The organism is Enterococcus raffinosus (assembly GCF_019175485.1).
GTDB lineage: Bacteria > Bacillota > Bacilli > Lactobacillales > Enterococcaceae > Enterococcus_A > Enterococcus_A raffinosus.
The window spans coordinates 823859-838282 of sequence record NZ_CP072889.1; the positions used below are offsets into that span (position 1 = coordinate 823859).

Genomic DNA, 14424 nt, shown 5'->3' on the forward strand with positions numbered 1-14424 from the left:
TAGAACCTTTAAAAAGGGCTGGATTCCCACACATTCCCGCCAATCTAGCGATTCAGCAATTGGCTGATTATTTGATAAAACAAATGGGAAAGCGATAAAATCAGTAGGTCATAAAAGGCATCTTTTAAAAAAGCGGGGGTACGTTCCTTTAAAGTTTTCAGCATAATAATCATCCCTTCAAAATTAAGATAAAACCTACTCTAGATAGTGAAGCTTATCGCTTGCTTAAAAGGTTCTAAGAAAACGTAAAACAATCGATCCATTTGATTCAGAGACTGTTTCGGCTTAAGATAGAACTATAGTGGAAAAAGGGCGGGGTGAGTATGGCAGCTATTGAGCATATTATACAAACATTTTTTCATCCGATCGTTCTATTACTGGATGTCCTATCAATTGCTATTATTATCGTGGGAGCAGTGCTTGCGTTTGTGAAGCTGCTTCATCACGGAAGCAACAATGAGTTTTCTTCTGTTTTACAAAAAAATAAATACATCAAGGCTTATTTAGGCAGCTATATTTTGTTAAGCTTAGAGTTTCTAATCGTGGCGGATATTATTGAAACGATCATTAATCCAACCTTTCAAGACATTATCAAATTGGGATTGATTGTCGTCATCCGAACGATGATTTCTTATTTTTTAAATAAGGAAATCAGTGAATTTTCTGATGAAGAAGCGAAGAGATAGAAAGAAAATGACGTGGAAATACAACCCAATAAGTTAGTAATTTTTTAAAAGAAAGAAGTAAACGTACAGCCGACTATTTCTTTCTTTTTTTCTTTGCGATTTGTTATTGATTCCCGCTTGAAGGAGTGGTATGATTATTTTGTTTCGGGAGTGGATGGGTTCTGGTGTTCCCTCTGGTCTTCAAAACCAGTATGAGGAGTTAGGAGCTTCTTGGGTGGGTTCGATTCCCACACATTCCCGCCAATATGACCTTAATCACCGATGTTGCTAGATTTAGAATTCTTTCTAAGTAGAGGAGCATCGGTTTTTTTATTTTTTAAAGGATTGGAGAGATTAAAGTAATGAAGGAATACAAATTTGAATCCCAGATATATGCTTCTGAAGTCGGTAAAGGTGGCGCTTATATTATTTTTCCTTACGACATTCGAGAAGAATTTGGTAAAGGGCGTGTCAAAGTCCGCGCCACCTTTGACGGTGTGGACTATCAAGGGAGTATCGTAAACATGGGTGTTAAGAACGAAGATGGCAGTATTTGCTATATTTTGGGAATTCGGAAGGATATTCGAAAGAAGATCGAAAAAGATATCGGTGATACTGTCTCTGTCCGTGTTTTTTCCATGGAATAAAAGCTAATTGTTCAAAAGGCTATTTTGATAGTTAGAGTAAGTTTTCGTAAGAACAAGGAAACAAATACTCATAGATATGTACGGAAATGAACAGAATGATGAAAATTTGTTCGGACATATATGGCGATATTTTGAATTTTCTGTTACTCTGTATACAAATACTTAGTGAAGGAAAGGGCAGGCTATGAACCAATCAAAATATCAGACGATCGCCGATGAATTGAAATCAAGGATTCTTTCCGGTGAATACAAAGAAAATATGGCGATTCCGCCAGAATTACAGCTACAAAAAGATTATCAGGTAAGCCGACACACGATCCGCCAAGCGATTGCCTTGCTTGTGAATGAAGGCTTTCTTAGAAAAGAAAAGGGTTCGGGAACTTACGTAGATATAAAGTATAAACAAGAAAGTAAAGCGCCAAGCAATAATCATAAAACCATTGGTGTTGTTACCACCTACTTATCTGATTACATTTTCCCTTCGATTATTCGCGGCATTGAAAAGACGTTAAGGGAAAAAGGCTATTCGCTTTTATTAGCTAGCACGAATAATGATTTTCAACAAGAAAAGCAATGTATCGAAAAAATGATCACTCAAGGGGTTGAGGGGTTGATCGTTGAACCGACCAAAAGTAATCAGTACAATCCGAATCTAGCACTGTATGTTCGCTTAAGAGAGCAGGGGATTCCGATGGTTATGATCAATGCTGTTTACGAAGAAATCAGTGCGCCTTTTATTTGTGTAGATGATGTTGAGAGCGGCTTTTTAGCGACAGACTATTTGATCAAAAACAATCATAAAAAGCTGCTGTTAGTCACAAAAATAGATGACCTCCAAGGGAAATATCGGATGAAGGGATTCATTAAGGCCTGTGAGAAATCTGGTATCCAATTTTCTCCAGAGGACATCATTACCTATGAAACAGAAACAAGAAAAACCATTTTCGATCAGGTCCAGGCGCGATTGAAAGAAGAGCCTCAGATTACAGGGCTCGTTTGCTACAACGATCAGGTGGCTAGCAGCTTAATCGATCGTCTAAGTGCGAATGGCTTACAGATTCCTCAAGAGCTTTCGGTAATTGGAAATGATAATTCTGCCTTGAGTAAAATAGGGAATGTGAAGCTTACGACCTTGAATCATCCGAAGGAACAGATGGGGCAGGATTCGGCTAATTGGATCATCGAAGCGATCGAAGAAGGCCGCGATCCAGAGAATATCCTCTATGAACCAACGTTAATTGAAAGAGATTCAGTCACACCATTATTATAAATCATCAAAAAAGCAGCTCGTAGTAGGAGCTGCTTTTTTTGCGTGTTCAGCAGAATATTTGTACGAACAAAAATAAATAATCGGTTGACATGTACGTACACAAATTGTATGATAACGGTAACAAATAGAGAACAAGGGAGGAGATTCCTATCAAAACGAAGGAAATGATCGCAAAAATCAAACTGGATATCATGGATGGCCGGACAGCTTTAGGAATCGAGTTTGGTTCTACACGAATCAAGTCAGTCTTGATTGGATCAGATTTGGTACCGATTGCTGCAGGAAGCTTTGAATGGGAAAATGCCTTAGAAAATGGAATTTGGACGTATTCATTAGAGGATATTTGGAAGGGCTTACGAGTAAGCTATCGCAAAATGGCAACGGAAGTCTTCGAGGAGTATGGTGAAACTTTGTCGACGATCGGCTCGATCGGCTTTAGTGCCATGATGCATGGTTATATGGCCTTTGATAAAAACGATGAATTGCTGGTTCCTTTTAGAACTTGGCGCAATGCTATCACAGCCGAAGCGGAAGAAAAGCTGACGGAGGCTTTTCAATACAACATTCCACAACGCTGGAGTATCGCGCACCTTTATCAAGCGATCCTAAATCAGGAAGAGCATGTAAGCGAGATTCACTTTTTGACCACTTTAGCAGGCTACATTCATTGGCAGATGACCGGACAAAAAGTCTTGGGTGTTGGCGATGCTTCCGGTATGTTTCCAATTGATACGGAGACAAAGAATTATGATCAACAAATGGTGGAAATTTTTAGCCAGTTGACTGAAGGAACGGCCTTTACTCAAGAATTAAGTCAAGTATTACCGAAGGTGCTGCTTGCAGGAGAAGCCGCTGGAACGTTGACGCAAGAAGGCGCATATCTGCTTGATCCTACAGGAACATTGCAGCCAGGGATTCCGCTTTGTCCCCCTGAAGGAGATGCGGGAACTGGGATGGTTGCGACGAACAGTGTGCGTCAAAGAACGGGAAATGTCTCGGCTGGAACCTCGGCCTTTGCCATGATCGTCCTGGAGGAGAAGTTAAAAGAAGTTCACCCAGAAATAGATTTGGTGACGACGCCGATGGGTGATCTCGTGGCGATGGTGCACACCAATAATTGTTCCTCTGAAATTAATGCTTGGGTCCATTTATTTAAAGAGTTTTCTGAAGCATTAGGTTTGGATATTAACACAGAAAAGCTGTATACCACACTGTTTGAAAAGGCTTTGGAGGGGGATCCTGACTGTGGAGGGCTGCTTTCTTATGGGTATCACTCTGGTGAGAATATCACTGGTATGAATGAGGGACGTCCATTATTCGTCCGGACACCTGAGAGCAAGTTTGATTTAGCGAACTTCATGCGTCTGCATCTATCCAGTGCCTTTGGAGCGATGCGAATCGGGATGGAAATTTTGAAAAAGGAAACAATTCGAATTGATAAATTAGTCGGACATGGCGGAATCTTCAAGACCCCTGAAGTCGGTCAACGAATTTTAGCCTCAGCGATGGAAGCGCCTGTGACCGTGATGGAAACAGCTGGCGAAGGCGGTGCTTGGGGCATTGCTTTGCTAGCGGCTTATCAGTCGGAGGAAGTGCTCACGCTAGCAGAATTCTTGGAGCAGAAGGTGTTCGCAGGCAGTGAAGGAGTAACACTTGAGCCGAAGGAAGAGGATTTGCAGGGCTATAGCGAATTTATTGAACGGTATGAAAAAGGTCTGAAGATTGAAGCAGAAGCCATCCAAGCGTTGAAATAAGGAGAGAGTCCCATGTTAGAACAACTAAAAGAAGAAGTTTTTCAAGCGAATTTAGAACTACCAAAGCAAGGATTAATCAAGTATACCTGGGGAAATGTTAGTGCTTTTGATAAGGAGACCGGCTATTTTGTCATCAAGCCTAGCGGCGTAAGCTATGACGAAATGAAGGCTTCGGATATGGTGGTCGTTGATTTAGAGAATACTGTCATTGAAGGAGAATTAAATCCTTCCTCGGATACACCAACCCATGCGGTCTTATATCAAGCTTTTCCTGAAATCGGCGGTATCTGTCACACGCATTCTACTTGGGCAACGATTTGGGCGCAGGCAGGATTGGATTTACCAGCGATGGGAACCACGCATGCAGATACTTTTTACGGAACGGTGCCATGTGCCAGATTTTTAACCCAAAAAGAAATAGATGATGGATACGAACATGAAACAGGCAAGGTCATTATCGAAACCTTCAAGAAACGAGACATAGATGTGATGGAAATCCCTGGTGTTTTACTTCACGGACATGGGCCGTTTACTTGGGGGAAAGATGCTAAAAGTGCCGTTATGAATGCGGTCGTTTTGGACGAAGTAGCGAAGATGAATCTCTTTGCGCGTCAGTTAAACAGCTTTGCAGAGGAGCTGCCGCAACGAGTTTTAGATAAGCACTATTTAAGAAAACACGGAAAAAATGCCTATTACGGGCAAGGAAATTAAACTCACTATTATAAAGGAGCGAACAGGAATGTTAGAAGTAAGCAAAAAAGAATTTTGGTTTGTCGTAGGATCACAACATCTATATGGAGAAGAAGCATTAAAGAGCGTGAAGGCAGACGCAGAAGCAATCGTTAAGGGTCTGAATGACAGCGGGAAAATGAAGTACTCAATCGTCTTGAAGGAATTAGCGGTAACATCCGATACGATTACAAAAATCATGAAGGAAGTCAATTATCGTGATGATGTAGCAGGTGTCATTACTTGGATGCATACCTTCTCACCAGCAAAAATGTGGATTCGCGGCACAAAATTATTGCAAAAACCTTTGCTGCATTTAGCGACACAATTTAATGAAAGCATTCCTTGGGATACGATCGATATGGATTTCATGAATTTGAACCAGTCGGCTCATGGAGACCGTGAGTACGGCTTCATCAATGCCCGCTTGAAAAAGCAAAATCAAATCGTTGTCGGCTACTGGCAAACGGATAGTGTGCAACAACAAATCGCTGACTGGATGGATGTCGCTGTCGCATACAATGAAAGCTTCAATATTAAGGTAGCGCGCTTTGGGGACAATATGCGTAATGTTGCCGTCACTGAAGGGGATAAAGTCGAAGCGCAAATTCAATTCGGTTGGGTCGTTGACTACTTTGGTATCGGTGATTTAGTGCAGTATGTAGAGGCTGTCAAAGAGGAAGAAGTTGACGAGCTATTTGCTGAATACAAAAAAATATATGATTTTGATTATGGTGATTATGATCATGACAAATGGGAAGCCCATGTCAAAGTACAGGCAAAGCAAGAAATTGGGATTCGCCGTTTCCTAGAGGCGGGTGATTACAACGCCTTCACCTCTAACTTTGAAGATTTGTACGGCATGCAGCAATTGCCTGGATTAGCTGTTCAACGCTTAATGGCTGAAGGCTACGGCTTTGCGGGGGAAGGTGACTGGAAAACAGCGGCTTTAGATCGCTTAATGAAAGTGATGGCCCACAACGAAAACACTGGCTTCATGGAAGATTACACATACGAATTGGCTGCAGGCAAAGAAGCGATTCTGCAATCACATATGATGGAGGTCGATCCGACCTTAGCCGTGAACAAACCAAAAATTGTTGTTTCCCCATTATCAATGGGTGACCGCGAAGATCCTGCGCGCTTAGTATTTGATGGAAAAGCAGGGGACGGTGTAGTTGTTTCAATGGCGGACTTTGGTACCCACTATAAATTATTGATTAATGAGGTTGAAGCTTTTGAACCGACAGAAGCTGCGCCGAATCTGCCAGTTGCCCGCGTATTATGGAAAGTAAAACCAAACTTCCATGACGGTGTCGGCCAATGGATTCAAATAGGCGGGGGACATCATACAGTTGTTTCGTTGAATTTGACGACAGAACAGATCATTACTTGGGCGAAATTGGTTGATTTAGAATACGTTACTATCAAGTAGAAAATAAAAATATTGGCTTGGATTTTTCTGAGCCAATATTTTATTCGACTAATAAAAGTAAAAATCACTATTAATTTTCGAAAAGGTATTTACATCTCTGGTAATTAAAGGTATATTGTACTAAAATAATAAAAGTAAAAATGACTAAAAAGGAGTCTTACTCATGGCAACTAATTTTGATTCAAAGGAATACTTAGGAAAAGTCGATGCTTGGTGGCGTGCAGCGAACTATATCTCAGTCGCGCAAATGTATTTAAAGGATAACCCACTGTTAAGAAAACCACTAGAAAAAGAAGATGTGAAGACGCATCCTATCGGTCACTGGGGAACGATCGCAGGTCAAAACTTTTTATATGCGCATTTAAACCGTGCAATCAATAAATACGATTTAAACATGTTCTACATTGAAGGCCCTGGTCACGGCGGACAAGTAATGGTGTCCAACTCCTACATCGACGGCAGCTATACAGAGATCTATCCTGAAATCACTGAAGATGAAGCCGGCTTGAAGAAATTATGCAAAATGTTCTCATTCCCAGGCGGGATCGCTTCTCATGCGGCGCCAGAAACTCCTGGATCTATTCATGAAGGCGGCGAGCTGGGCTATGCCTTGTCTCATGCGACCGGAGCAATTTTAGACAACCCAGATGTTATTGCTGCGACAGTTGTCGGTGATGGTGAAGCAGAAACAGGTCCATTAGCAGGCGGCTGGTTCTCAAATGTGTTTATCAATCCGGTCAATGATGGGGCGGTATTGCCAATTGTTTACCTAAATGGCGGAAAAATTTCTAACCCAACGATTCTTTCTCGCAAAAGCGATGAAGATTTGAAGAAATATTTCGAAGGGCTTGGCTGGAAACCTTACTTTATCGAAGGAACAGATCCAGAAAAAGTTCACCCAATTATGGCTGAAACATTAGACAACGTAATTACTGAAATCAAAACAATTCAAGCAGAAGCTCGCAAAGGCAAAGCGGAAGATGCGGCAATGCCGAACTGGCCAGTAATCTTGTTCCGTACCCCTAAAGGCTGGACAGGTCCGCAAACATGGGACGGCGAACAATTAGAAGGAACGTTCCGTGCGCACCAAGTGCCAATTCCAGTTGGTTCAGAAGACATGGAACATGCCGATAAATTAGTCGATTGGTTGAAATCATACCGTCCAGAAGAATTATTCGATGAAAATGGAAAGATCATTGATGAATTAAAAGAGATCTCACCAAAGGGCGATCGTCGCATGTCAACCAATCCAATTACAAACGGCGGGATCGATCCAAAACCGATGAAAATGCCAAACTGGAAGCAATATGCAATTGATACAACGACCCCGGGTGCGGTAATGGCACAAGATATGATCGTCTTTGGTCAACAGGCTCGCGATATGATTACTGAAAACCCAACGAACTTCCGAATTTTTGGACCTGATGAAACAAAATCAAATCGCTTAAACAAAGTATTTGATGTAACCGATCGTCAATGGATGGAACCAAAAAACAGTACCGACGAATGGCAATCATCTGCCGGTCGAGTAATTGACGGTCAATTGTCTGAACACCAAGCAGAAGGCTTTTTAGAAGGATATGTCTTGACAGGACGTCATGGCTTCTTTGCCAGTTACGAATCGTTCTTGCGCGTGGTAGATTCTATGCTGACACAACACTTCAAATGGATGCGTAAGGCTAGTGCCCATGCATGGCATAAGGAATATCCAGCATTGAACTTGATCGCGACATCTACCGTATTCCAACAAGACCATAACGGTTATACGCACCAAGATCCAGGCGTCTTGACTCACTTAGCGGAAAAGAAACCTGAATTTATCCGTGAATACTTACCAGCCGATGCTAACAGCTTGATGGCGGTAATGGATAAAGCGATGCAAGACAAACAAGTTATCAATCTTATTGTTTCAAGCAAACATCCGCGTCCACAATTTTACTCTGCCGATGAAGCAGAAGAACTAGTTGAAAAAGGCTTGAAAGTCATCGACTGGGCAAGTACCGACGAAGGGCAAGAACCAGATCTTGTGATCGCAGCTGCAGGGACCGAACCAAACTTAGAGGCTCTAGCCGCTGTATCGATCTTAAACAAACAGTTCCCTGATTTGAAGATCCGTTTTGTCAATGTTGTGGACATTTTGAAATTACGTCATCCAGATATTGATCCTCGTGGATTAACAGATGAAGAATTCGATGCTATCTTTACTGCGGACAAACCAATCGTCTTTGCTTTCCACGGCTACGAAGGTATGGTTCGTGATATCTTCTTTAATCGTCACAATCATAACTTGCGTATCCATGGCTACCGTGAAAATGGGGACATCACGACACCGTTTGATATGCGTGTCTTCAGTGAATTGGATCGCTTCCACTTAGCACAGGATGCGGCTAACGCTGTCTACGGAGAAGAAGCACAAGCGTTCTCTAACGAAATGGATGAAACATTAACGAAGCACCATGACTTCATTCGAACAGAAGGCCGAGACATTCCAGAAGTTGAAGACTGGAAATGGGAAGCCTTGAAACGTAAAGAATATCATTTTAGCTAAGAATAGCTGAATGACTAAGAACCGCAATCATCGCCAGTTTATTGGACGGATTGCGGTTCTTTTCTTGCTTTATTATTGATTTTTTTTTCGATACTCCTTTGGTGAAAGGCCTTCTTTCCGCTTAAAAATATAGCTAAAGTAATTGGGATCATTGTAGCCGATCTCTGAGGCGATCGTTGCTAATTTCCAGTCCGTTTCCTTTAATAAGCGTTTTGCCTCGGTAAGTCGTTGTTCGGTTAAGTATTCAATAAACGTTTTCCCGAGTGCCTGTGAGAATACTGTACTGAAATGGGAGCTGCTTAAATTAATGTGTGTCGCCACACTGCCTAAGGTCAGGTCTGAATCTGAGAAATGCTGCTTAATGTAAGTGATAGAGTGTTCTAAAAGCTCGCGATATTGTCCCATACTGTCACTAATAATTGTTCTTTTTAAAAAGGCCAGCGATTGCTCGATATAGGTACGGAATAAAAGCGTGTCGGAAACGATCGTTGATAGCTTTCCTTGCGAAGGAAGCGGGAAAGGCTCTTTTGATTGTTTATTTCGTTCGCTGATCAGCGGATTCAGTTGATTTAGTAAAAATAGCCTAAATAATAACGGATTTTTGTCTCCCTCTGTTTTTTGAATAATTTCTTCGACGAGGTGCCGAAGTTCCTTGTTACTGATTTGTTCGAGCTTCTCTTTTAGCGGAAGCGTCTGTTGGTATTTTTGGAATTGCTCATTAAAATCTTGATAATGAAGAACGTTTTGCTTAGTTTTGATCACGGAATATTCCAACAGCTGCTTCGCTGTTTCATAGCTATTTTCAATTTCGCTGATTCGTTCTACCGGGTGACCGATCGCCACGACGAGATTGGATTCGCCTGTGTTTAGTTCAGAGTATAGTTTGATCGCTGTATCCTCCGCCTTTTTTAAGAGTGTCGCTTGGTTTGGATGAAAGATCATGATCTTAATGAAGCGGGAGGAGAGACAGGAGAAGAGCAGCTCCTCCTCCGAATGAAATAGTCGGGATAGTTTTTCTCGAAAGCGTTCATAATCCGCAAAGTTCTTGTTGAGATAGTTGGTGACAAGAAGCACGATGTATTTTTTACCTGCGATTTGTCTGTTTAAACGACGCGCCTCTTCGATTGCTTCAGAGGTAGACCACTGATTGCCAAAAATCGCATTTAGAAAAAGATTTTTTTGGACATCGAAGGAATAAGTGTCAACAGGAATGGGCTGCTTTTTTTGCTCCAATCGTGCGATTACTTTTTCGAGACTGCTTTTTAATTCGTCGTGCTTGATGGGCTTTAGTAAATATTCCGCGACCTGTAAGTGAATCGCGGCTTTGGCATAGGTAAACTCATCGAACCCGCTGATAAAGATAATTTCTGTAGCAGGAAAGCTTTTTTTGACTTCCTGAGACAGTTCGATACCGTTCATAAAGGGCATGCGAATATCTGTTAATAGAATATCTGGCTGCTCCTCTAAGATCAGAGAAAGGGCTACCTCTCCGTCACTTGCTTCCCCAACAACTTCGAGGGGAAGTGTCTCTGCCAGCTGATTTAAGTTTCGCTTTAACGATTCACGAATCAAGTGTTCATCTTCGACTATAAATACCTTAAACATCTTTGAGGGCTCCTTCTTCCATAATAGGAATAATTACGTGGACCGTCGTCCCAGTATCTACTATGCTTGTAATTTCAATTTTTGCTTGTTTGCTATAATAAAGCAGCAGGCGTTTATTTACGTTAAATAGGCCATAGCCAGCATTAAAATCAGTATCCAAGCCATTTTTCAGCTCTAAATTGATTTCCTGCAGCTTTTCTGACGGAATGCCTTTTCCATTATCAATAACATAAAAGTGGATATGCCTTTGGTCATCTAAAAAGGCCTGTACAATGATTTTTCCAGTCCTTCGTACCAGCTTTGTTCCGTGATAAATCGCGTTTTCAATAAGGGGCTGTAAGATCATTTTTAGCATGGAGTAGTTCTTGATTTTATCTTCAATTTCAATCGAATAGGTCAAGGAATCTCCATAGCGAATTTGTAAGATGACTAAATAATCGGTAATGTGCTTGATTTCCTTTTCCACGGGAATCCAATCCTGCCCCTGACTCAGAGAAATTCGAAAGAAATCGGAGAGGGCATAGGTCATCTCTTTGACTTTATCCACGTCATTCATTTCCGCCAAGACAAGGATGGCATCTAAACTGTTATAAATAAAGTGAGGGGTGATCTGCGCTTGAAGGACACGTACCTCACTTTGCGCGAGGTTGTATTGCTTCAAGGCATTTTCTTCTAAAAGCACTACGAGGTTATCTGCCATCTCGTTCATGCTGTTGCTTAGCTTTAACAGTTCGTTGCCCGGCAATGTTTTAATTCGATAGTTGAGCTTCCCATCGGATAAGGCGTCTGCCATTTTGATCATTTCATCCATCGGCTGTTGAATTTGTTTGACTAGTCGTTGATTGGTTTTTCTTGTAAATAGAATGATCAAACAGATGATCACGCCTTCAATGATAGACAAAACAATGATGGAACGCCGGACCTGTTCACTATGATTGGCAGCTAGCTGAATCTCGACGGTAACAAAATCTTGAAGAATATCATGAACGAGTTTGGTAGCGGCTTCGACTTGATTCATTAATTCTTGATTTTCATTAAATGGTGCATCCTGCTGGACATTTCCAACGATTTTTTCTAAGAAGCTGTTCACATTGTCTAACGAACGAATCACAATATTCAATGTCGCACGTTCCTGAGCACTTTGTGTGTTCTCTTTTATTTGTCGGATTTCTTTCTTTACTCGGCGAACACTATTGCTTTCGGTAAACTCACTTGGCTTCGTTTGGCCATAGGTGAGGCTCCAAGCTTCCTCCATAATATTTTCTTCCACATCGTTTGCAATTCGATTTGCTTCAGAGATATTGCTGATGCTGCGTTCATAGGTGAAGAGGTAACGCGTATAAATCAAGACGCTGATAATTAGTGGAACGATGGATAAAATCAACATCAGCCAGCTGATTCGTTGAAGAAGTGCCTTTATACTTAACTGTTTTTTCATGGCCGCCTCCTAATAATTTCTTGGTGGGATGGTAGAAAGAGGATTTTGATCAGAAAAAACAGTATCAGAAACATAAATATCCTCAGAAATTGTTTCTTTAGCGAAGTAGCGTTTAACGGTATTTGCCACCAGCTCGCCCATAAAAGGATTGCATTCCACTACACAATTGACTTTGTGCTGCTTCAGCAAATCAATCATTTCCTTTTGGGCATCAATACTTACGATCACAAAGTTGTTCTCCATTTTCGCTGCTTCAAGAGCATCTAAGGCACCTAACGTCATTTCATCATTATGAGAATAGATGACATCAATATTTTGAAGTTTTCCTGCTTTGATCGCCTCCGAAAAAGCCTCCTTTGCCTTTAATCGGATATAATCACCAGTGATAGTTTGGGTGATCTTTATTCTAGGATCACGTCCGACCGTCTCAGCGAAACCATCATGGCGCAGACGTGTTGGAGAAGTATGGTCCGACCCTTTGATTTCAAAAACGTTTACGGACTCCTTCTCTTTTTTTTGATAATAATTCGAGACATATAAGCCTGCTCGTCCCCCCTGAGCTTTAAAGCTTGAGCCGATATGAGTCAGAAACAGATCGGTTCTTTCCGTGGCAATGTTGCGATCAACAATAATTACAGGGATCCCCGCTTTTTTTGCCTCTTCTAAAACGGTTTCCCATCCATTTTCCTGAATCGGCGAGAGAACGATCAAATCGACTTGATAAGCGATAAAGGTCATCACGTCTTGAAACTGCTGTTTGGGATCTGAAAAGCTGTTTCGTGCCATCACTTGATAATTTTGCTTTTTAAGCTCTTCGGTGATGGATTTATTTTGTGCTTTGCGCCAATTGCTTTCCGTACCAGCTTGAGCAAAACCAATTGTGCGTTCATTCTGATCTTCTGCGGGTTCGTTGTTTTGACAGCCTGTAAGCAGGAGAGCCAAAAGTACCAACAGAATAACTTGGATTTTTTTCACTTGTTTGCTCCTTTTTCTTTCTATTATATAGCGCTATCATTTCTAATTCTAACATGTTTAGGCATTTCAAAAGAATGTCAAGAATCACCAAAAAAAATCCAAGAAATATAGAATTTCGAAAAAAACTCCCAGAATATTTCAAGAAATCAAAAAAGAATATCAATGAAAGCGTTTGCTGTTAATCGTAAACTAAGTCTATCAAATATGTTTTGGAGGGAAAAATATGAAACGAGGGTTCAAGAGAATGTTAGTCGCAGCTGCCTTACTAGTGGTGCTGCCAACGCTAGCTGCCTGCGGCGGTAAAGGAAATGCTTCAGGAGGCGACAAAGGCTATGTCGGAGTATCTATGCCGACCAAATCGGCAGAACGCTGGATCGCTGATGGCAACAATATCGTGAAGCAATTGAAAAAGAAAGGGTATAAAACAGATCTACAATATGGAGAAGATAAGGTCGAAAATCAAGTAGCGCAAATCGAGAACATGATTACGAAGGGTGTCGATACTTTAGTCATCGCATCCATTGATGGCTCCGCACTTACCGATGTTTTAGAAAAAGCACATCAGTCGGATATCAAAGTAATTGCTTATGACCGCTTACTAATGAATTCTAAGTATGTTGATTATTACGCTACCTTTGATAATTTCGGCGTAGGTGTTCTGCAAGCATCTTATATTGAAGAAAAATTAGGATTGAAGGATGGAAAAGGCCCTTACAATATTGAACTGTTTGGCGGATCGCCAGATGATAATAATGCACTGATTAATTACAACGGAGTCATGTCCGTCTTCAAACCTTATTTTGACAGTAAACAGCTAACAGTCCCATCTGGTCAAACGAAATTCAATCAAATCGCGACCTTGCGTTGGGATGGCTCAACCGCTCAGTCACGGATGGATAACTTATTGAGTGCTAATTATACTGATAAAAAATTGGATGCTGTGTTGTCACCTTATGATCCAATCAGTCTAGGAATTATCTCTTCATTGAAAGGTGTTGGCTACGGTTCAGCAGACAAGCCGCTTCCCGTAATTACTGGACAAGATGCAACGATCGCAGGAGTGAAATCAATTATCGCTGGTGATCAAACCGAAACGATTTTTAAGGATACACGTGTATTAGCAGACAACACTGTGGAAATGATCGAAGCGATTCACGACGACAAGAAGGTGCCAGTGAACGATGAAGAAACCTATGATAACGGAGAAAAAGTCGTTCCTACTTATTTAGCGAAGCCAGTGTCTGTAGATAAGGAAAACTACAAGCAGGAATTGATCGATACGAAATACTATACAGAAAAAGACTTAAGCGAATAAAAAAGGGAACGAGAAAAGTATGAGCAGTCTTCGTACTTTTCTC

The 14424-nt window shown here is 41.3% G+C and carries 11 protein-coding genes and 1 tRNA gene; 9 read left to right on the top strand and 3 right to left on the bottom strand.

Features of this window, described 5'->3' with window-relative positions:
• Window positions 1-323: 323 nt before the first annotated feature.
• The 8 genes from J9537_RS18585 (at window position 324) to J9537_RS18620 (ending at window position 9048) form a co-directional block, all read left to right on the top strand.
• Window positions 324-686 (top strand): DUF1622 domain-containing protein, encoded by a 363-nt coding sequence (locus J9537_RS18585; protein WP_010743984.1) that lies wholly within the window; start codon window positions 324-326, stop codon window positions 684-686.
• Between the two features lie 146 nt (window positions 687-832).
• Window positions 833-929 (top strand) — tRNA-Sec (locus J9537_RS18590).
• A 98-nt stretch (window positions 930-1027) separates the two neighbouring features.
• Window positions 1028-1312 carry a DUF1905 domain-containing protein gene (locus tag J9537_RS18595; RefSeq protein WP_060789380.1) on the top strand — a complete coding sequence of 95 codons (285 nt, stop codon included), beginning with the start codon at window positions 1028-1030 and terminating at the stop codon, window positions 1310-1312.
• Between the two features lie 184 nt (window positions 1313-1496).
• Window positions 1497-2582 carry a GntR family transcriptional regulator gene (locus J9537_RS18600; protein ID WP_060789379.1) on the top strand — a complete coding sequence of 362 codons (1086 nt, stop codon included), beginning with the start codon at window positions 1497-1499 and terminating at the stop codon, window positions 2580-2582.
• A gap of 164 nt (window positions 2583-2746) precedes the next feature.
• Window positions 2747-4336, top strand: coding sequence for a xylulokinase (locus J9537_RS18605; protein WP_060789378.1), 1590 nt, complete (start codon window positions 2747-2749; stop codon window positions 4334-4336).
• Window positions 4337-4348: 12 nt separating this feature from the next.
• Window positions 4349-5047, top strand: a complete 699-nt coding sequence (locus J9537_RS18610; protein ID WP_060789377.1) for an L-ribulose-5-phosphate 4-epimerase — start codon at window positions 4349-4351, stop codon at window positions 5045-5047.
• A gap of 28 nt (window positions 5048-5075) precedes the next feature.
• The gene (araA, locus tag J9537_RS18615) at window positions 5076-6500 is read left to right on the top strand and encodes an L-arabinose isomerase (RefSeq protein ID WP_060789376.1); all 1425 of its coding nucleotides are present in this window, start codon (window positions 5076-5078) and stop codon (window positions 6498-6500) included.
• Window positions 6501-6663: 163 nt separating this feature from the next.
• The gene (locus tag J9537_RS18620; protein WP_060789375.1) at window positions 6664-9048 is read left to right on the top strand and encodes a phosphoketolase family protein; all 2385 of its coding nucleotides are present in this window, start codon (window positions 6664-6666) and stop codon (window positions 9046-9048) included.
• Between the two features lie 72 nt (window positions 9049-9120).
• On the opposite strand, the gene J9537_RS18625 is transcribed toward J9537_RS18620, so the two are convergent.
• The 3 genes from J9537_RS18625 to J9537_RS18635 are packed head-to-tail and all read right to left on the bottom strand — an operon-like array spanning window position 9121 to window position 13066.
• The gene (locus tag J9537_RS18625) at window positions 9121-10653 is read right to left on the bottom strand and encodes a response regulator (protein ID WP_218257432.1); all 1533 of its coding nucleotides are present in this window, start codon (window positions 10651-10653) and stop codon (window positions 9121-9123) included.
• A complete protein-coding gene (locus tag J9537_RS18630) occupies window positions 10646-12091 on the bottom strand; it encodes a sensor histidine kinase (RefSeq protein ID WP_218257433.1) in 1446 nt (481 codons plus the stop codon). The genes J9537_RS18625 and J9537_RS18630 overlap by 8 nt, the downstream gene beginning before the upstream one ends.
• Before the next feature lie 9 nt (window positions 12092-12100).
• Window positions 12101-13066: an ABC transporter substrate-binding protein gene (locus tag J9537_RS18635; protein WP_060789372.1), complete on the bottom strand. Its 966-nt coding sequence runs from the start codon at window positions 13064-13066 to the stop codon at window positions 12101-12103.
• 223 nt (window positions 13067-13289) lie between these two features.
• On the opposite strand from J9537_RS18635, the gene chvE reads away from it, so the two are divergent.
• On the top strand, window positions 13290-14381 hold the full coding sequence (chvE, locus tag J9537_RS18640; RefSeq protein ID WP_218257434.1) for a multiple monosaccharide ABC transporter substrate-binding protein: 1092 nt from the start codon (window positions 13290-13292) through the stop codon (window positions 14379-14381).
• Window positions 14382-14424: the final 43 nt, after the last annotated feature.